This window comes from Streptomyces sp. CoH27 (assembly GCF_020181035.1).
Lineage (GTDB): Bacteria > Actinomycetota > Actinomycetes > Streptomycetales > Streptomycetaceae > Streptomyces > Streptomyces camelliae.
Map to the genome: position 1 here is coordinate 97,557 of NZ_JAIQYY010000017.1, position 20,024 is coordinate 117,580.

A 20,024-nucleotide genomic window follows, 5' to 3' on the forward strand; every position below is an offset into this window, starting at 1 on the left:
ACAACACCTCCACTCTTCGGCTGGACAAGCCCATATCCGGTCAAGAACGATGAGCACACAGTGCAGCGGGCAGCTCATCGGGGGGACGAACCGCATCTGTAGAAACGATTCCTCCGTGCGGTGCCGCGCCTCGTCCCCGCACTCGACCACGGAGGAACACCACCATGAGCTTCGGCGACCCGAACAACCCCTACGGGCCCCCGCAGGGCCAGCAGCAGGGCTACGGCTACCCGCAGCAGCCGCAGCAGCCCGGTTACGGCTACCCGGCCGCGCCGCCCGTCCAGCAGCCCTACGGCATGGGCGCCCCGATGACGGCCATGCCGGGCAACGTCAGCGCGGCCCGCGTGCTGCTGTGGGTGATCGTCGGCCTCCAGGTGATCGGCGTGGCGATCTTCGCCTTCGCCGGTGTGGCCATCAAGAAGGCCAAGGACGACAGCTCCGTCTCCCTCCCGTCCACCCTCCGGGACTACCCGGTCGGCGTGATCTGGGCCTTCACGGCGCTGGCGCTCGCGTGGCTGGTGTGGGCGGCCGTCCTGGCCTCGAAGTTCAACACCGGTGGCAACGGCCTGCGCGTCACGGCCCTGGTCTTCGGCATCCTCACCGCCGTCCTCGCGGTCTACCCGTTCACGGTCCTGGGCATCATCCACCTGGTGCTCGGCATCCTGATCGCCTGCTTCGTGGGCGGCTCCAACGGCAAGGCCTGGTTCAACCGCCCGCGCTACTGAACCGGTGCGCGGGACAGACCAATTCGCGCCAATCAGCATCCGGGGCCGTGTCTCACCCATCAGGGGGGAGGCACGGCCCTGGTGTGTCCCCCTAGGCTGGCCTGGGTAGCCGTACCGACCCGGCTAACCGTCAGGCACGGGGAGACACACCGTGTACAGCATCATCGTCGTACCTCCGCCGACCACGGAGGACGACCGCCAGCAGATCCACCTCGCCCCCGGCGAACGCCTCACCTTCGGGCGGGCGCCGGAGAGCGGCCTGCCGATCCCGCACGACGGGGTCTCGCGTCGGGCCGGCGAGCTCACCGCCCAGGGCACGTTCTGGATACTGAGCAACCTGTCGGCGCGGCAGACGTACGTCGTGGAGAACCCCGAGGGCGCCGGCGAGCACATCAAGGTCGGGCCGGGCCGGCTGGACGCACCCGTCCCCTTCGAGTTCTCCCGGATCGTCCTGCCCGCCGCCGGTGACCTGCTGCCCATCGAGGTCTGGGCCCCGCGCCACGACTATCGATGCGGCGAGGGCGGACCGGACGGCGACACCACCGCCGCCGCCTTCTCCGTCGACCGCACCAAGCGCTACTTCGCCGTCCTGGCCGCCCTGTGCGAACCCCGCCTGCGCGGCGACCCGCACGCCCCGCTGCCCACGGTCGACCAGGTGGTGGACCGGCTGCGCCCCAACTGGCCCTCCGCGACCCGCACTTCCGTGCAGTGGAACATCGACTACCTCGCCGTGAAGCTGCGGCTCAAACCCGGTCCGGAGAGCGCCGATCCGGGACCCCGGCTCAACGGCAAGAAGGAGTCCCTGGTCTCCCTGGCGCTCCGCTTCGACGTCGTACGCGAGGACGACCTGGTCGTGCTGACCACGTCGGTCAGCCGGGCGGCCCGGTGACCGAGCCGTACGCCGTACCGGTGCCCAGGGGCTACCGGGCCGGCGTCTGGGAGGTGCGCGAGCCGATCGCGACGGGCGCCTTCGGCAGCGTGTACGCGGCCCGGCGCGCCGAGGACTCCGTAAGCTCCCCGGACTCGCCGGACTCCCCGGACTCGCCGGACTCCCCGGACCTGCCCGCCACCGCCGCCCTCAAGTTCCTGCCCACCGGCACCAACACCCCACGCCAGCTCGCCCACCTGCGCGAACTCATCGACCGCGAGGTCGAGTTGCACCGCCGGCTGCGCCGCCCCCGGCTGATCCGGATGTACGAGACCCTCGTCCTGGACGACCCCGCCCGGCCCGCCCTCGACGGCGCCACCGTCCTCGTCCTGGAGCGCGGCGAAGGGTCCGTGTCCGCCCTGCTCGCCACCGACCCCCGCCCGGCGGCCGGTCCGGCCCTGCTCGCCCAGATCTGCGAGGGCCTGGCCCAGCTGCACCGCGCCGGCTGGGTGCACGGGGATCTCAAACCGGCCAACGTGCTGCTGATGGCCGACGGTTCGGCCAAGCTCACCGACTTCAACATGGCCGCCGAACTGGAGGGCACCCACGCCTACACCCCCGCCTTCTCCACCCCCGACTACACCTCGCCCGAGCTGCTGTGGGCGGAGATCGGCGAACGCGGCCGGCGGATCCGCCCCTCCGCCGACGTCTGGGCCTTCGGCGTCCTCGCCCACCTGGTCCTCACCGGCTCCTTCCCGCTCCCCGGCGCCACCCCGTCGGCCCGCCGTGACGCGGCGGCCGCCTACGCGCGCGGCACCGAAGAGCTGCGCCTGTCCCCCGAACTGCCGGACGCCTGGCGGGAGATCGTCCGTGACTGCCTGTCCCGCACACATGCGGACCGCGTCACGACGGAGGCACTGCTACGCCGGGTGGAGGCGGCGGCAGGCACGCCCCGCTCACCACGCCCGCGCCTGCGCCTGCGCCTGCGCCTGCGCCGCAAACGCCTCCCGGCACTGATCGCCGCCGCCACGGTCGCCCTCGCGGCCCTCGGCTACGGCATCGGCACCTGGACAGGGGACGGCACCGACACGGCCGCCCTGGCGCGTTACGGCGCCTCGGAGCTGCGTACCGACAAGGGGGTCCCGGTGCAGTACCGCCGCCTCATCGTGGACGCCGCCCACTTCTGCACCCGCCCCGACGTCACTCCCGCACTCATCGCGGCGATGCTCAAGGCGGAGAGCAACTTCGACCCGAGCCTCTCCGACCCCGGCAACATGGAGTACGGCATCGCCCGCTGGACCCCCGACGTGCTGCGCTGGTGGATGCAGGACAACGGCATCCCCGCGTCCGCGACCCCGACTCCACCCCTCACCCCCTCCGTCTCCATCCCGGCCATGGGCCGCTACCTGTGCTACATGGACCCCCACCTGAAGCCCGGCCTGCCCGGCGACAAACGGGTGCTGCTCGCCGCCTCCTACCGGACGTCGTACGAGAAGGTGAACGACACGGGCGGAGTTCCCCCGAAGTACCGCGACTACTGCGCCCGCGTCGCTCACTACCTCCAGGAGTACGCGCCCCCGGGGAAGAAGTGACCCTGAGACTTCACAGGTACCGGCGGGCGGGCGCCGCTGGGACGGTATGACCACTCCGCCACGGCGCCACGGCAGCACGGCATCGCGGCGGAGCGACCACAACAGTTCCTGCACCACCGTTCACATGGGGGAACACGTGAACATCGCCAAGCCCGCCGCACTGCTCATCGCGGCCACCGCTCTCGTCGCCGGCTCCACGGTCGCGGCCACGGCCGCCGCCCCGGACGGCACCCGGGTCACCAGCGTCCAGCAGGTCGCCGACCACGTCCTCGCCGGCCACCCGAAGGCCCTCTCGTCCTCCGCCGACCAGGTCCGCTACGACGGCCTGACCCTCACCAAGGCCGCGAAGGGCGTCAGCGCCAAGGACCTGGACTGCGCCTACGGCCACCTGTGCATGCTCGTCAACGGCACCAAGTTCGACTTCTACAAGTGCCAGACGTGGACCGTCCAGAACTGGACCGGCGACGGCCCGTTCACCAACAACCAGACCCCGGGCACGGTCGCCCGCTTCTACAACCAGGACGGCAGCCTCCGCTGGACCTCGACGGCCTACGAGGCCGGCACGGCCAACTGGGACCCGGTCTACTCCCTGCGCCCCTGCTGACCTCGGTGGCCCAGCAGACCAGACGGCCTCCGGCTCCCTCGGGGGAGGGCCGGAGGCCGTCTGGGACCCAGGCGAGGGCGGGGATGAGGAGGACGGGGCCGTGAAGTCACCGACCCCGACGCCCACGCCTGGCTCGTACGACGAAGCCCCGGCGCGGACGAGGAGTCCGGCCGGGGCCTGTTACTGGTCGACGCGGTGGCCGAGCGCTGGGGGGTGGAGCACTGCCCCAGCGGCACAACGGTGTGGTGCGAACTCAGTGGAAGAAGTGACGCGTGCCCGTGAAGTACATGGTCACGCCCGCCTTCTGCGCGGCCTCGACCACCTGCTCGTCACGGATCGAACCGCCCGGCTGGACGATCGCCCGGACACCGGCGTTGATGAGGATCTCGGGGCCGTCCGGGAAGGGGAAGAAGGCGTCGGACGCGGCGTAGGAACCCCGCGCGCGCTCCTCACCGGCCCGCTCGACGGCGAGCTTGCAGGAGTCGACGCGGTTGACCTGGCCCATGCCGACGCCGACCGAGGCACCGTCCTTGGCGAGGAGGATCGCGTTGGACTTGACCGCGCGGCAGGCCTTCCAGGCGAAGGCCAGCTCCGCCAGTTCGGCCTCGCTCAGCGCCTCGCCGGACGCCAGGGTCCAGTTGGCCGGGTCGTCGCCGTCGGCCTGGAGGCGGTCGGTGACCTGGAGCAGGAGGCCGCCGTCGATCTGCTTGCCCTCGACGCGGTTGCAGGGCGCGCTCGGGGCCTTCAGGACGCGGATGTTCTTCTTCTTGGTGAGGGCTTCGAGGGCCCCCTCCTCGTAGTCCGGCGCGACGATGACCTCGGTGAAGATCTCCGCGACCTGCTCGGCCATCTCCTTGCTGACCGGGCGGTTCACGGCGATCACACCGCCGTACGCGGAGACCGGGTCGCACGCGTGCGCCTTGCGGTGCGCCTCGGCGACGTCCGAACCGACCGCGATACCACAGGGGTTGGCGTGCTTGATGATCGCGACGCAGGGCTCGTCGTGGTCGTACGCGGCACGGCGCGCGGCGTCCGTGTCCGTGTAGTTGTTGTACGACATCTCCTTGCCGTGCAGCTGCTCGGCGGCCGCGAGACCACCGCTGCCGTCGACGTAGAGGGCGGCGGGCTGGTGCGGGTTCTCGCCGTAGCGCAGGGTGTTCTCGCGCTCGAAGGTGGCGCCGAGGAAGTCGGGGAACTGCGACTCGTCAACGGGGGCGTAGGACGAGGCGAACCAGGAGGCGACGGCGACGTCGTAGGAGGCGGTGTGCTGGAAGGCCTCGGCGGCGAGCCGCTTGCGGGCGGTGAGGTCGAAACCGCCGGCCTTCACGGCCGCGAGGACGTCGGCGTACCGCTCGGGGCTGGTGACGACGGCGACGGAGGGGTGGTTCTTGGCGGCGGCACGGACCATCGACGGGCCGCCGATGTCGATCTGCTCGACGCACTCGTCGTCGGAGGCGCCCGAGGCGACGGTCTCGCGGAAGGGGTAGAGGTTGACGACGACGAGGTCGAACGGCTCGACGCCCAGCTCGGCGAGCTGCTCGCGGTGGCTGTCCAGCCGCAGGTCGGCGAGGATGCCCGCGTGGACCTTGGGGTGCAGGGTCTTGACCCGGCCGTCCAGGCACTCGGGGAAGCCGGTCAGCTCCTCGACCTTGGTGACGGGGACGCCGGCGGCGGCGATCCGGGAGGCAGTGGAGCCGGTGGAGACGAGCTGGACACCGGCCTCGTGCAGCCCCTGCGCCAGCTCTTCCAGCCCGGTCTTGTCGTAGACGCTGACGAGCGCGCGCCGGATGGCCCGCTTGCTGCTGCTGTCGTTGGTCTGGGCGGTCACTGGATAACTACCTTTCGTCCCTCAATGCGATAGCCGTTGCGGGCGAGCCGCCCCACGACCTCGACGAGCAGCCTTCGCTCGACTTCCTTGATGCGCTCGTGCAGCGCGCTCTCGTCGTCCTCGTCCCGGATCTCGACCACGCCCTGGGAGATGATCGGGCCGGTGTCGACGCCGTCGTCGACGAAGTGGACGGTGCAGCCGGTGACCCGGACGCCGTACGCGAGCGCGTCGCGGACGCCGTGGGCCCCGGGGAAACTGGGGAGGAGGGCGGGATGCGTGTTGACGATCCGCCCGCCGAACCGGGCGAGGAATTCCTTCCCGAGGATCTTCATGAACCCGGCGGAGACGACGAGGTCCGGCTCGTAGGCGGACACGGCCTCGGTGAGGGCTGCGTCCCACTCCTCCCGGCCGCCGAAGTCCTTGACCTTGCAGACGAAGGTGGGCAGCCCGGCCCGTTCGGCGCGGGCGAGCCCCTCGATGCCGTCACGGTCGGCCCCTACGGCGACGATCTCGGCGCCGTACTGCTCGGCTCCGGTGCGCGCGATCTCGTCGAGCAGCGCCTGGAAGTTGGTGCCGGATCCGGAGACCAGCACGACGAGACGCTTGACCGCGGGGGCAGCGTGGGTGGCGGCCACGGAGGAGGCCCTTTCTCGGGATCTCGGATACGACCTGGGTCTTGTACATTCGTACGAATGCTTCGCGCCCCTGGATACGGGGAACCCTACGAAGCAGCCGACCGCCAGCAACGATACCGGCACACCGGACAGCCCCCAGGGGACGGGGGTCTGGCCGGAAGGTAGCGTTCGGGAGGAACCGGCTCGGGAACGCGCACGCGGTGCGGTGCGTTTCCGGGGTGGAAGCTCACATCGGACAGCCGTATCCAGCCGGATCCAGCCGTATCCACCTAGGGGAAGACGCTCTCTTGATGCCCGATCGCAGCCTGCGACTCCTCACGTTTCCCTCGCGTCCCGACCAGGGGGGAGAGCGTGGCGCCGTCCTGCTGCGGGAGCGCCCGACCTCCCCGCCGGAGGCGCCGGGGGACGGCGACGGGCACGGCACAGGGCACCAGTCGGACAACCCCTTCGCCCCGCCCCCGGAGGGCACCCCGGACCGGCCGTGGCAGCCCCGACGCCCTGAGGGCGGCTCGGGTGACTCCGGCTCGGGCAACGGGGGCAACGGGGGCGGCGACCCCTGGGGAGGCAGTGGCCCCGGCGGCGGCTCCCTGTGGGGCGGCCAGTGGAGCGACCGCCAGCCCGGCCGCTCCCCCGGCGGCTTCGGCGAGCGCCCCGGTTCCGGCGGCCCGCAGGGCCCCGGCGGCGGATCGAGCTCGGGCCGCGGCCTGCGCTGGGACCCCACGGACCCGGCCCAGCGCCGCGCGCGCTACGCGCTCCTGTCCGGCATGTGGTCGGTCTTCTTCGTCCTGTTCGGCTGGCCGTACGTGGCCCTGCTGCTGGGCGCCCTGGCCCTGTACTGGGGCGTGAGCGCCCTGCGCGCCAAGCCCCGCACCCCCGACCCGAACACCCCGCCGGCCCCCGGCACCGGCCGCCCCCAAGTGACGGCGGCGGTGGGCGGCCTGGTCACCGCCTCCCTGGCCCTGGTCCTGGTGGCCTCGACCTTCACCGTCCAGTTCGTCTACCGCGACTACTACACGTGCGTGAACGACGCCCTGACCCACGAGGCCAAGCAGTCCTGCGACCAGTTGCTGCCGCAGCAGCTGCGGGGGGTGCTGGGGGCAGGGAACAGCTGAGGCGGGGTGTGAGGGCGGTGTGAGCGGGACATCCGCTCGCCTTCGACTACTGCCGTCAGACAGCTCAGAGGCCCCGCAAGCAATCGAAGCAGGCGGGGCCTCTGATTTTGGCAACAATCACCCTCGGGCGGCCCTGGAAATCCACCCCTCAAGCCCCAGGACGAATCCCTCTAGGCGCATCTCGAAATCCGTGCCAGAGATATCTCCACCATCGAACGACCGCCATGAATCAGCAAGTGCGTCGACCAGATCCCCCTGCTCGATGAGGAGATCAGTCAACTTTTCCCCGTCCAGCGAGAGTTTCCCTGCCGACATCACCCAGATGACACCTGCCGCGTCCGCCGCGATTCCGCGGCCCGCGAGTTCGACGGCACGCCATGAGACTCGCGAATCAGCGGCCACCTGAAGGAACACTTCGAGCGCCTCAGAGTTTCTTACAGCCATTCGCTTTCCTTGTGCATCGGGACCAGAACCCGGAGACGCCGGCCGTCACTCCGCCAACGAGGAGTCTACTCACCACCAGAAAGGAACTTCCTCGCCCATGGAATGGCCGCCTTCCCTTCCGGCACCTCAGCCCCTCCCTCTCTGAGGACACTCGCACAGTATGTCAGGCAGCTATTCCCCAGCGGATGATATGGACCCCAGCTCCCCTGGGTTTCCTCCTGGAACTTCAGAGCGGCCTCTGCGTTCGGGAGGTCGAGGTCCCGGCTCATGATGCTCGGCGGGCCGTCATATGGAGAGACGACGGCTTCTCCATCGTGAGGCATGAGATGGGTGTGCGTCACAGTCTCGCCGTCCGTGACCTCAATGCTGAAGTGGTTCCCCTCGCCGTGATAATGCAGCGTCGCAACACCCTCTTTGCAGTTGTGAACCAGGACTGGCGTGGCCCCTGCCAGAACATAATAGGTGTGGAGCTGCTGGACGGTCAGGTTCCACCGATTTGCCGCGCCCGGGGTGGTGCGGATGGCGACGACATGGACGTGGCCGTTGGTGGCGGTGTTGAGGGCGTCGCCGCGGTGGAGCTTTCCGGCGAGGACCCAACCGTGCGTGGTGTCGTCCCAGAAGGGGTGCTTGGCCGTGGTGTGGACGGTGGCGGTGTGGCCGTTCTCGGTGCGGATGGTGACGTCGAGCAGGTCGTGGTCGTGATTGATCCAGACGTGCTGAACTGTGCGGGGGCCTTGGTGTTTGCCGGTCTTCGGGTTGCCGGCTTCCACCTTGTCGCCTGGTTTGATCTTGGCAATAGCCTCGGTCTTGCCATGGGCCATCAGTACCCGGGTCGACGGGCTGAAGCTGAGCTTGCAGGCGACGCCCATGAGCTCGTCGCCTGAGGTGGCCAGGTCGGCGGCGCCGTCTTCGAGGGCGTCGGCGCCCATCATGACGACTTCGTCCTCGCCGCCCGTACCGACCGTGAGCACCACCATGAAGGCGGCCTTGGTACAGCCTCCCCAGCTGGGGTCCTTCAGACAGCCGACGACGTCGGCAGCTCCGGATGCGTGGTAGATGAACTTGCCGGCGTCCCCGAGGAGGTCCAAGCCGCTCTTCCACCACGACGTGCCCTTGTCGTGCGGGGCTACGGGGACATGGACAACGATGGGGTCGGAGAGGTGATCGTTCTCGTAGGTGGGGGGAGGCGTGCCGTGCCAGGTGTCGGTTTCGGCACTGCCGTACTCGGAAGGCGTGAAGCCGTAGCAATTCCAGGGCAGGCTGTCACCTTCGCCGGAGCACCCGTTGTCCCCGCTCATATCGACACCGCTCGTATCGACGCTGCCCGGTCCGCACTCGTTCCAGCCGCCGCTGCACTCCGAGCCGTCCGAGTTACGCAGGATCATTCCGGTCGGGTCCGAGTTCGTGACCGGGTTGGCGCCCGCGTAGGCGTAACCGGCCATCTGCTGCGGGTCGGTGGCCTCGAAGAGGGGGTCGAGGCTGATGAAGCGGCCGGTGGTGGGGTCGTACTGGCGTGCGCCGATGATGGTCAGGGCGGTGTTGGTGTCCGTGGGGGCGTTGAGGAAGCCGCGGTTGTCGCTCCAGGTGACGGTGGTGCCGCGCGGAGCGCCGTACGGGGTGAACTCGCGCCAGGTCGGGGTCTGTGCCGTGGAGTCCAGGGACAGGCCCGCCGTGCCGTGCTGGTCGGGGATCTGGAAGGTGTAGGTGCTGGTGCTGCCGCTTGCCGTGGATCCCGTGCGGACGGCGCGGCCACCGCCGGGGAGGGTGTAGTAGCGGTTGCTGTTGACCGTGCCGCTGGTCGTGTCGAGGGTGAGCTGCTCGCCGGGCAGGTAGAGAGTGGTGCTGGACGGGCCCTTCTGGAGCAGGAGGTTGCCCTCGGGGTCGTAGAGGTAGTGGCTGTCGCCCTTGGTGCCGCCGGTGATGCCGGTCAGGCGGCCGGCGTCGTCCCAGGCGAAGGTCTGGGTGCCGTTGGCGGCGGTGGTACGGGTCTGGGTGTTGCCGGCGCTGTCGTAGGTGGCCGTGGTGGAGGCGGTGGCTCCGCCGGTGGTGTCGGTCGAGGTCAGGGTGTGGGGCTGGTTGGTGCTGTTGCCGTTGTAGCCGTAGCTGGTGGTGGTGTCCGTGCCGCCGGTGGTGGAGTGCTGGACCTCACCGGTGCGGTTGCCCAGCGCGTCCAGACTCCAGCTCGTCCAGTACGCGCCCTTCGTGTCCAGGGCGTCGCCGACCGTGGAGGAGTTCGTGCTGGTGGGAGTCGCCGCGCAGGAGTCGGTCGCGGTCCAGGCCTGGGTCAGACGGTCCAGGTTGTCGTACTGGTAGCACTGCGTTTCGGTGGACGTGGTGGAGCCGAGCCGGGTGGAGGTCTGCTTGGTGATGTTGCCGGCCGGGTCGTACGTGTACGCCTGCTCGTCCACGTTCGTGGGCGTCGCCGTGGAGCGCGTCACCAGCTGGTCGGTCAGCTTGCTGGTGTGCGGGTCGTACGTGTTGGTGATCCAGGCCTCGTTGGAGCCCATGCCGATGGTCTCCTGCTGGACCCGGCCGAAGGCGTCGTAGGCCGTCGCCTGGGCGTAACCGGAGGTGCTGCCCAGCCCGGAGGGCAGGTCCAGGGCGCCGGAGTAGGTGTGGCCGACGGTCTCGGCGGGCAGGCCGCCGGCCGCGGGGTAGATGTCGCGGAACGGCAGACCGGTGGTCGTGGTGTAGGTGTGCTGGAAGGTGTAGCTGGTGCCGAGCGTGCTGCCTTCGGTGGAGGAGGGGATGGTGACGGTCTCGCCGAGGGACTCGCCGAAGACGTTGAAGCCCTTGGACTGGGTGACGTAGGCGGCACCGCCCGAGTAGGCCGTCTCCGTGGTCACGTGGCCGATGGCGTACTTCATGCCCGTGACGGCGTTGTCTGAGTTGTCGTACACCCACGAGGCCAGCTGGTTCGACGTCGACTGGCCGGTGGTGGGGGCGTCGTACTCGCCGGTCTTACGGCCCAGCGCGTCGTAGGTGAAGCTGATGGTCTTGGTGCGGGAGTCGGTGCTCTGCAGCAGATTTCCGGCGTTGTCGTAACTCAGGCTGCTGTGGCCCGCGTCGGGATCGTCCTTGGCGGTGACGCGGCCCAGGAGGTCGTAGGTGCTGGTCCAGGTGCTGCCGGCCGCGGTGACGCTGTTCTGGTTGCCGTGGTCGTCGTAGCCGTAGGTGGTGGCCTGGCTGGTGCCGCCGGTGACGGACCAGGTGCCGGTGAAGGTGTCCGACGGGGTGTTCAGCGTGGGCGTGCTGGTGTATTCGTCGAGCTCCGTCGTGCGGCCCAGGGGGTCGGTGACGGTCGCCTTGGTCACGCCGCCGGACGGAGGGATGACGGTGGTGCGGTCGCCGTTGTAGACGGTGGTGGTCCGGGAAACCTCCACGTTGTCCTTCTCCGACAGGTCGATCAGCGTCCGGCCCAGGCCGTCGTAGGTGAAGTAGTCCTGGTTGGGCACCTCGTCCTTGAGGTTGGCCGCGGAGACCAGGGTGGTGTTCGGTGTGGTGGCGGAGTCCCACCAGCCGTTGTACGTGGCGGACTTCCAGCCCCGGGTGTCGTAGAAGGTGTCGGTGACCATGCGCCCGCCCTGCGGCGTGGGGGCCTGGGTCTGCCGGGGACGCATCAGTGCGTCGTAGAGGGTGGTCGACGTCTGGTAGCCGGACGAGTCGTTGAGCTTGTTCGTCGTGGTGGCGCTGATGCCGCTGTTGGAGATGGTGTAGCTGTAGGTGTAGTTCGCCGGGCTGGTGGTGGCACGGGAGTCCAGCCACGCGCTGGTCGTGCGGCCCAGGGTGTCGAACTGCACGGTCGTGACCACGCCGTTGGCGTCCGTCGTGGTGAGGGGCAGGCCGCGGGTGGGGTCCAGCGTGGTGGTGGTGCTCTGGTTCAGGGGGTTGGTCGTGGTCGTGCCGGTCACCGAGCCGTAGGCGTCGTCGGTGAAGGCGGTGGCGGTCTTCTTGCCGTTGGCGTCGTACGCGGCGGTGACCCGGCCGCGGGAGTCGTACACCTGTGATTTGGTGGTCTGCCAGGTGAAGGCGCCGCCGCTGTAACCGGAGGCTTTCTGTGTGACGGATGCGTCGCCCTTGGTGGGCGCGGAGGTCTGCGGGAAGGTCGGGGACGCCGGCTGTGGCCAGGTGGTGGCCATGGTCTGGTCGTCGTAGAAGGTGCGGCTGGCGGAGACGACCTGGTCCGGGCGGTTGACGCTCACCGGGGCGGTCAGGGTGTTGACCGAGCCCGGGACGCTCGCCGCGCTGCCCTCGGTGAATCCGCCGCAGGGGACGGAGTCGGTCTCCGTGCTCGCGACCAGGCCGACCAGGTTCTCGCCGGAATTGGGGGCCGCGTACGTGGTGGTGGTGCAGCGCTCGTACGCCGCATTGGCCGGGACCGTGTGGCTGTACTGCGTGGTCTGCAGGCCGAAGTCGGCGTCCGTGGTGGTGGCGTCGTAAGCGGTGTCGGTCTCGTTGATGCGCCAGGTGGTGGTGCCGCCGTCGGTCACCGCCTGCCGGGTCCAGGCCTCCACCGGCTCCACGGTGTTCGCCGTCAGATCGGGCAGGCCGGAGCGGGAGCGGGTGGCGGTGGCGGGAGAGACCCAATACGAGGAGATGGCGGAGTGGTCCACCGGGCCGCCGTTGCCCAGGTAGGAGGTGGACTCCAGCGTCTGCCCGGCCAGTTGGTTCAAGTCCTCGTGGCTGCCGCCCTGGGAATCGGTCAGCGACACCTGGGTGGTGTTGTTGTCGTCCGACATGCCCTGGTAGTACGTCGTCTCCGCCAGGGTCTGCTTGTCGTTGACACCGTCACCGGTGAGGGTCTTGACGTCCCCATAGCCGCGCCACTGCCCGTAGGTGCGGTACTTCTTCTTGACGACCTCGTTGTCGTCGAAGTGCCAGGCGGGCTTGGCGTACTGGTAGGAGGTGGCCATCGTGGGCGCACCGCCGGTGGGGTCGGTCTGAGTGACCTTGTTCGCGACGTACTTGTTGAACCAGTCCAGGAACGGTGCGCTGTAGCCCTGCGGGGTCCAGTAGACCGGGTAGCAGGATGAGGTGTTCGACGCCGGGGTCACCGTCACCGGAGCCGAGCAGGCGGCGGTCTGGGCGTACTGCACGCCGATCACCGAGCCGGTCTCGGTGGTGATTGCGGAGATGCGGAAGCGGTCCAGCGGGGGCAGGCCGTCGGTGACCGTGTCCACCCGGTTCTGCAGGTCCACCGCGGTGAACGACACGCTGGGCAGCGTGATGGGCGAGGTGCTGCCACCGCCGGCCGTGTCCTGACCGGTGTGGGCGATCCCGGACAGCCACAGGGTCGCGTTGCCGTCACCGGAGGTCGGCATGGTCTGGGTCAGCGCCCAGGAATCCACCTTCGCGTACGCCGAGGAAGCGGCCGCGTACTGCTCGGTGGTGACGGTGGTCAGGCGGACGGTGGAGAAGAACGACGGGCTGTGCGCCGCGCAGGTCGCTCCGGAGGCGCAGACCAGGTCGTAGGGCACGTCCGGCCAGTTCGCCTTGGTCGTGGAGTTCAGCGGGTCGCAGGTCCCCGACACGCACCGGTCGCCGGTGGTGAACAGCACCTTGTCCGGGACGGTGCCGTAGGCGCCCCCGTCGGTGAAGCCGTAGTCGATGTGGTCCAGGTGCGAGTCACGGACGTAGGAGACGTTGTGGGCTCCGTTGTCCTCGCCGTAGTAGTTCGTGTCCTGCTTGTAGTAGTAGGACATTGCGTCGCCGTGGAGGTCGGTGACGTAGTCCAGGTTCCAGCGGTAGGCCATGGTGCACACCGAGGAGGTGAACCCGGACGAGTTGTAGCAGGGGTCGCCGGAGTGCGCCGAGTAGACCGGCTCCGTGTCGACCGAGTTCGTCGTCGCCTTCCCCGAGGCCCAGCCCGGAAGTTCGTTGCGGCCGAAGGAGTAGACCTTGCCGTCGCGTTCCGTCACCGTCCAGTAGTCGGTGTTGTACGTGCCGGTGCCGTTGTTCGAGTTGGTGACGTGCTTGACGACCGCGCCGTTGTCGTTCTGCGGCTTCCACACGCTCTTCGACGAGTCCCACACCAGGGAGGTCGTCGACCCGTTGAGGGAGAGCGTGAGGATCGGGCCGTCGTAGCACTCGTCCGAGGTCGAGACCGGCGACGCGGTCCCTTCGGGGCTGTCGCTGCAGGAGACGAACGACTGCTCGATGAACGACTGCGGGGTGCTCCAGCCGTCACCCACCCAGGAGGACTGGGCCTCCGTCGCCGCCGTCTGCCCGTCCACCGAACCCGAGTCATAGTCGAGAGACGGCTTGGGAGTGAGCGCGGACGCCGACGACGGCACGGCCATCGGGTAGGAGTACGTGAACGAGCCCGACGAGCCGCCCGCCGACCAGGAGCCGGAGGGCTTCAGCGTGGTCGCGGCGTAGGACCCCGACGGGCCGCCCCCGTCCCCGCCACCCGATCCGGACACAGCGGCCATCACCATCATCGACGAGCCGCTGGACGTGCCGATGGACGTGCCGCCCAGGGGCAGCGATGTGGACACCGACTTGCTCCGCGCGTCGTTCTTCGACCGCAGGGGCGTCTGGGTACGGCAGGCCGCGCGCTGCGGGGTGGTCAGGGCGCAGGCGGGCAGTCGTACCAGGTGCAGCCGGGAGCCGAAGGCGCCACCGTAGGCCTGCGCGAAGCCGGAGTAGTCCAGGCTGAGCTGTGCCGTGCCGCTGCCCTTGCCGGAGGGTGCGAGGGTGAACAGGACACCGTTCACGCCCGCCTTCGCCGCCTCTGTACGGGACTTGACCGTCACCTTGGCGGCAGACGGACCGGAGTAGCGGCCGTGCTTGGGTGCGACCTGTTCCACCGACAGCGGCACGCGGGACGAACCGTGCCCGGCCGCAAGGGACTTGACCGCCGCGGCGACGGGGAGGGTCACGGTCTGCGGCTTCGGCAGGGTCGTCGCGGTGGGACGGTACTGCCGGGTCGCCTGGTTGTGCGGCTTGGCGAAGTGCGCCGCCACGGGCTTGACGCCCTTCACCGACGGCGCGGCGTGCAGGTCGGGCGCGGATGCGTGGTGGTGCGCGGTGCGCTGCACCGCGTCCGCACCGGCCGTGCCCGCGGAGGCGAAGAGGGATCCCACGGCGAGGAAGACAACCCAACCGGATCTGCGCAAGCGGCTGGCGCGCCGCTTCCCACCCCACACGGACATCGGTTGACCCCTCGTCAGAAAAGCGTCGCAAGACGCACACAATCGGTGCAGAGTTGAACGCCTTCTGCACACGCGAGGTCAGAGATTTCCATGGCATGACCATGAACACGAAGAAAGAGCCATCAACAAGATCGCAAAGAGTTCCCCCGATCATGAAAAGAATCGATCAATTGTCGCGTGGCCTCCCTTACCCCCGGAGGCGGGCACGTGGCGGTCATCTACCTTGACGCTGGCCCGGGAGCGGCCCGGCCACAGCAGAAGGGTCCGACGTGTCCTCCTCCCCTCCTCAAAGACAGGCGATATGGCGCGCGGTCAGCGCACCCGTCGTGGTCATGACGCTGGCCGCAGGCATCAGCGCACTCCCTGTGGCTTCGGCCTCCGCGGCCGCCCTCTCGTCCTCCACCCACAAGGCAGGCACGGCCGCGAGTTTCGGACTGACGGCCGAGGAGGCGTCGGCCAAGGCGCGGAAGACGGGCAAGGACACCGCCGCGACGGCCGCGACGACCGACAGCAGTACGCTGACCGCGCATCCCAACGGCACGTTCACCCTCACGCAGTCGCTCGCTCCGGCGCGCAAGCGGTTCGGGCACACCTGGAAGACCCTCGACCCGACGCTGCACAAGAACGCCGACGGCAGCATCGCCACCGCGGTCACCAGCAGTGATCTGACCCTGTCGGGCGGCGGCTCGGGTCCGCTGGCCGTCATGGACAGCCGTGGCAGGAGCCTGGCGCTCAGTCTGCCCATGCGGCTGCCGGCCCCGACCCTGTCCGGGGCGACGGCCACCTACCGCGACGTGCTCAGCGGCGTCGACCTGATCGTCACCGCCGATGCCCAGGGCGGCTTCTCCGAGGTCCTGGCCGTCAAGAACGCCCAGGCGGCAGCCAACCCCGCCCTTGCGCAGCTCACCCTGGCCACCCGGGCCCACGGGGTGACCGTCTCCGCGGACCACGCCGGGAACATCACCGCCGCCGACCGCGGAAGGCACCCGGTCTTCACCGCGTCCGCGCCCCAGATGTGGGACTCCGCCTCCTCCCATGTCTCCGCCGCGTCGGTGGTCCACGACCCGCTCACCGGCCGTGACGTCGATCGTGCCAGCGGCCAGCCCGTCAACTCGTCCGCCCAGGGCCCCGGCAAGGGTGCGCACCACGCCGGCATCGCCACCAAGGTCACGGCCAAGGGGATCGCGCTGACGCCTCCGGGGTCACTGCTGAGGGGCCACAGGACGGTGTACCCGGTCTACATCGACCCCGACTTCAACGCCCCGTCCGCCTCCAGCCCCCGCCAGGCCTGGACACAGACCAACTCCTACTACCACAGCTCCAGTTACTGGAAGTCGAGTGACCTGCTGCGCGTCGGCGACCAGTACTGGGACTCACCCACCTTCACCGCGCGCTCCTTCGTGCAGATCGGCGTGCCCTCCCAGATCTACGGTTCCACCGTGCTGTCCTCGCAGCTCAACTTCACCGAGGAATGGTCTCCTTCGTGCACGGCCACCCCGGTGCAGCTGTGGAAGACCGGCACCATCTCCTCGTCCACGACGTGGGACAACCCGCCCAGCATGATCAGTGAGGTCGGCTCGCAGACCGTCGCGCACGGCTGGGACTCCTCCTGCCCCGCCGCCGGCGTCGGCTTCGACATCGGCAGCGTCATGCAGAGCGCGGCGAACGCCAAGACGAGCAACCTCACCTTCGGGCTGGAGGCCGGGGACGAGACGGACAAGTACGGGTGGAAGGAGTTCGCCAACACGATCACCGTGTCCACCACGTACGACCACAAGCCGGACACCCCCACCCACCTGACCACGTCACCGTCGACGTCCTGCCAGGACGACGCCATCGTCGGTGACGGCAACGTGACCCTGTACGCGGGCATGTCCGACCCCGACGGCGGCTCGCTCGGCGCGCACTTCCAGCTCTTCCCGCACGGCAACACGAGCACCGTCATCGCCCAGTCGGACTCCAACTCCCTGACCGGCCAGTCCGGTTCGACGGCCGTGTATGTGATCCCGAAGGCCACGCTGGAGCAGGCCGCGGGCGGCAAGGTCACCGAGTTCGACTGGAACGTCGCGGTCAGCGACTTCAAGTACTGGGGCAGCACGTCGACCACCTGCCACTTCTCCTTCGACCCCACCCGGCCGGGCACCCCTGTCATCGCCCAGCCCGGAAGCACCACCATCGGGCAGCCGTTCACCGTCGCCATCGCCCCGCCGGGCACCGGCACCACGCCGTCCAGCTACGAGTACCAGCTCAACGGCGGCGCCCCGGTGAACGTCATCGCCAACTCCTCGGGCAACGCCACCATCTCGGTCACTCCCACCCGGCACACCAACGTCCTGTCGGTGTCCAGCCTGTCCGCCGGGTCCAACTACGGCGACACCGCGTCCGTCACCTTCAACTCCGCCAACCCCGCCAGCCCGCAGGGCGACGGCGATCTGACCGGCGACAACATCCCCGACCTGCTGACCGTCGGCCACCAGAACGGACTGCCCTCCGGGCTGTGGCTGGCCGGCGGCAAGGCCGACACGGGCAAGACCACCGGTGACGGGCACGTGGTGTCCTCGCCGAGCGACATCGGTGCCAACGGCAGCGGACTGAACACGGCCGGCTCACCGTCCGACTTCGACGGCGCCATGGCGTTCACCGGACCCTTCACCGGCAGCGGATTCCAGGACGTCCTCGTCTACTACCCCACGGGCAGCAATGCCGGCGGCGGAGCGATCATCAACGGCAACGGCGACGGCTCGCCTCTCGCCACCCGCTACAACGAGGACGTCCACAACATCACCTCGCTGAGCCTTCAGGACTTCAACGGCGACAGCCCCCTCCAGCTCGGCGCCGCGGGCACGACCTCGGCCGGCGGCAGCCCGTACCCGGACCTCATCGGCGTCTCCGGTGACGCGACCAACGGCTACGCGCTGAACATCTACCAGGCCCAGGGCATCCTCGGCAGCTGGATGGCCTGGCCGCTCACCGTCAACACCCCGGACGGCACGGCCGACTGGAACAACTGGCAGCTGGCCACCATGCAGGTGCCCGGCAGCAACGGCAGCAGCACGGCCATGTTCCTGTGGAACAAGTCCACCGGCCGGCTCGACCTGTGGGAGAACCTCTCCGCCGACCCCTACGGCGGCACCCTGACCTACACCGACTACCCGGTTGCCACCGGCTTCCACACCGGCGCGGCCCTCACCCTGCAGGCAGCCGACATCAACGGCGACGGCACTCCCGACCTGTGGACCACCGGAGCCGGCGCCGCCACCACCGCGAACCTGTTCACCAACCTGTCCACCACCACGTCGGCCACGCTCACGCAGAACCTCGACACCCTCACCGCCGCCCACGACACCTGGCCCCTCAATGACGCCCAGACGGGTGCCATCTCCACGGCCCGGGACACGACCGGCGCCTTGAGCGCGACCGGCAGTGGCGGGGCGACCTGGGCCAGCGGCGACCTGTTCTCCGCCGCCGCCCACTTCGACGGCACCGGCACACTGAAGACCAGCGGCCCCGCCGTCACCACCAACGGCAGTTTCACCGTCTCCGCGTGGGTCGAGCCCGAGTCCCTCGGCGGCACCGTCCTCAGCCAGAAGGGATCCAGCACGTCCGGCTTCGCCGTCTACTCCGACGCGGCGTCCAAGACCTGGCGGTTCCAGATGGCGCAGAGCGACTCCACGTCCGCCACCACGGACACCGCCACGGCCAGTGGGCTCACCGCCCAGATCGGCGCCTGGGCCCGGCTGACCGCCACCTATGACGCCTCAGCCGGCACCATGACCCTCTACGTCAACGGCAAGCAGGCGGCGACCGCCACCCACACCACCAAGTGGAACGCCACCGGCGCCTTCGTCATCGGCAACGGCAACGGCAGCGCCGCCTTCACCGGCAGCGTCGCGGACGTGACCACCTACCAGCAGGCCCTCACCGCCCCGCAGATCGCCGCCCTGGCCGACGTCCCCTACGTCCCCTCCGGCACGGTGATCGCCCAGGCGACGGGGGACTTCAACGGCGACGGCAAGACCGACGTCGCCCACCTCATCGACGCCGGCAGCGGGCACGACGCCATCACCGTCGCGCTGGCCGACTCGGCGGGTGACGGCGGCTTCCAGCCCGTCCGTCTCGTCTGGGACGACCCGGTCTTCGGGCCGGGCATCCAGTCCATGGCCGCGGGCGACTTCAACGGCGACGGCAAGACCGACCTCGCTCTGTACTACAACTACAGCGACGGCCAGCACGACGCGATCTTCACGCTCACGTCGACGGGCGGCGGCGGATTCACCTCCCCGGTCAAGCAGTGGGACGACACCGCGTTCGGTCCGGGCACCAAGTTCATGGCGGCCGGGGACTTCAACGGCGACCACAAGACCGACCTCGCTCTGTACTACACCTACAGCGACGGTCAGCACGACGCCGTGTTCACCCTCACCGCCGCGTCCTCCGGCAGCGGCGCTCTGGCCACGCCGGCCAAGCAATGGGACGACACCGCCTTCGGCCCCAACACGAAGATGTTGACGGCCGGGGACTTCAACGGCGACGGCAAGACCGACCTCGCCCTCTTCTACAACTACACGGACAACAACAACCAGCACGACGCGATCTTCACCATGACCGCGGGCACCGCCGGTGCCTTGTCCGCACCGGCCAAGATCTGGGACGACACCAGCTTCGGCCCCAACACCAAGTCCATGACCGCGGGTGACTTCAACGGCGACGGCAAGGCCGACATCGCCCTGTTCTACAACTACGCGGACAACAACAACCAGCACGACGCGATCCTCACCTTGCCCGCCGGCGCCTCCTCCCCCAGCACCGTGTGGTCGCAGAGCGACTGGGGACCGAACACCCGGTTCATGACCGCCGGTGACTTCAACGGCGACGGCAAGGCCGACCTCGCCCTGTACTACGACTACCCGACCCAGATTCCGGCTGAGTTCACCCTCACCGCCGACAGCAACAACGACGGCGGCCTCGCATCGCCTGTCCGCCGCTACACCGACCAGTAACGACACGCCGACCACGACCGGACCGGGCACCTTCCAAGGGGGCCCGGTCCGGCTCATTCCCA

General features: G+C 69.3%; 10 protein-coding genes. 6 read left to right on the plus strand and 4 right to left on the minus strand.

Annotation, left to right across the window (positions count from 1 at the left end; all coding sequences use genetic code 11):
* Window positions 1–164: 164 nt before the first annotated feature.
* The 4 genes from LE548_RS27700 to LE548_RS27715 all read left to right on the plus strand — a co-directional run bounded on the left by LE548_RS27700 (window position 165) and on the right by LE548_RS27715 (window position 3,789).
* A complete protein-coding gene (locus LE548_RS27700; protein ID WP_225099686.1) occupies window positions 165–725 on the plus strand; it encodes a hypothetical protein in 561 nt (186 codons plus the stop codon).
* Window positions 726–876: 151 nt separating this feature from the next.
* Window positions 877–1,614 carry an FHA domain-containing protein gene (locus LE548_RS27705; RefSeq protein WP_225099687.1) on the plus strand — a complete coding sequence of 246 codons (738 nt, stop codon included), beginning with the start codon at window positions 877–879 and terminating at the stop codon, window positions 1,612–1,614.
* Window positions 1,611–3,185, plus strand: coding sequence for a protein kinase (locus LE548_RS27710; RefSeq protein ID WP_225099688.1), 1,575 nt, complete (start codon window positions 1,611–1,613; stop codon window positions 3,183–3,185). The genes LE548_RS27705 and LE548_RS27710 overlap by 4 nt, the downstream gene beginning before the upstream one ends.
* 124 nt (window positions 3,186–3,309) lie before the next feature.
* The gene (locus LE548_RS27715) at window positions 3,310–3,789 is read left to right on the plus strand and encodes a hypothetical protein (RefSeq protein ID WP_225099689.1); all 480 of its coding nucleotides are present in this window, start codon (window positions 3,310–3,312) and stop codon (window positions 3,787–3,789) included.
* Window positions 3,790–4,042: 253 nt separating this feature from the next.
* Here LE548_RS27715 and purH read toward each other — a convergent pair whose 3' ends face one another.
* Together purH and purN are read right to left on the minus strand one after the other, a co-directional pair.
* Window positions 4,043–5,617, minus strand: a complete 1,575-nt coding sequence (purH, locus tag LE548_RS27725; RefSeq protein ID WP_225099690.1) for a bifunctional phosphoribosylaminoimidazolecarboxamide formyltransferase/IMP cyclohydrolase — start codon at window positions 5,615–5,617, stop codon at window positions 4,043–4,045.
* Complete coding sequence (gene purN / locus LE548_RS27730) at window positions 5,614–6,252, minus strand: phosphoribosylglycinamide formyltransferase (protein ID WP_225099691.1); 639 nt, start codon at window positions 6,250–6,252, stop codon at window positions 5,614–5,616. The genes purH and purN overlap by 4 nt, the downstream gene beginning before the upstream one ends.
* A 290-nt stretch (window positions 6,253–6,542) precedes the next feature.
* Here purN and LE548_RS27735 point away from each other — a divergent pair, with 290 nt between their 5' ends.
* A complete protein-coding gene (locus LE548_RS27735) occupies window positions 6,543–7,364 on the plus strand; it encodes a hypothetical protein (protein ID WP_225099692.1) in 822 nt (273 codons plus the stop codon).
* 117 nt (window positions 7,365–7,481) lie between these two features.
* Here the strand turns inward: LE548_RS27735 and LE548_RS27740 are convergent, their stop codons facing one another.
* Complete coding sequence (locus LE548_RS27740; protein WP_225099693.1) at window positions 7,482–7,808, minus strand: hypothetical protein; 327 nt, start codon at window positions 7,806–7,808, stop codon at window positions 7,482–7,484.
* 65 nt (window positions 7,809–7,873) lie between these two features.
* A complete protein-coding gene (locus tag LE548_RS46125; protein WP_225099694.1) occupies window positions 7,874–14,893 on the minus strand; it encodes a polymorphic toxin-type HINT domain-containing protein in 7,020 nt (2,339 codons plus the stop codon).
* 401 nt (window positions 14,894–15,294) lie between these two features.
* Between LE548_RS46125 and LE548_RS27750 the strand changes: the two genes are divergently transcribed.
* The gene (locus LE548_RS27750; RefSeq protein WP_225099695.1) at window positions 15,295–19,962 is read left to right on the plus strand and encodes a LamG-like jellyroll fold domain-containing protein; all 4,668 of its coding nucleotides are present in this window, start codon (window positions 15,295–15,297) and stop codon (window positions 19,960–19,962) included.
* Window positions 19,963–20,024: the final 62 nt, after the last annotated feature.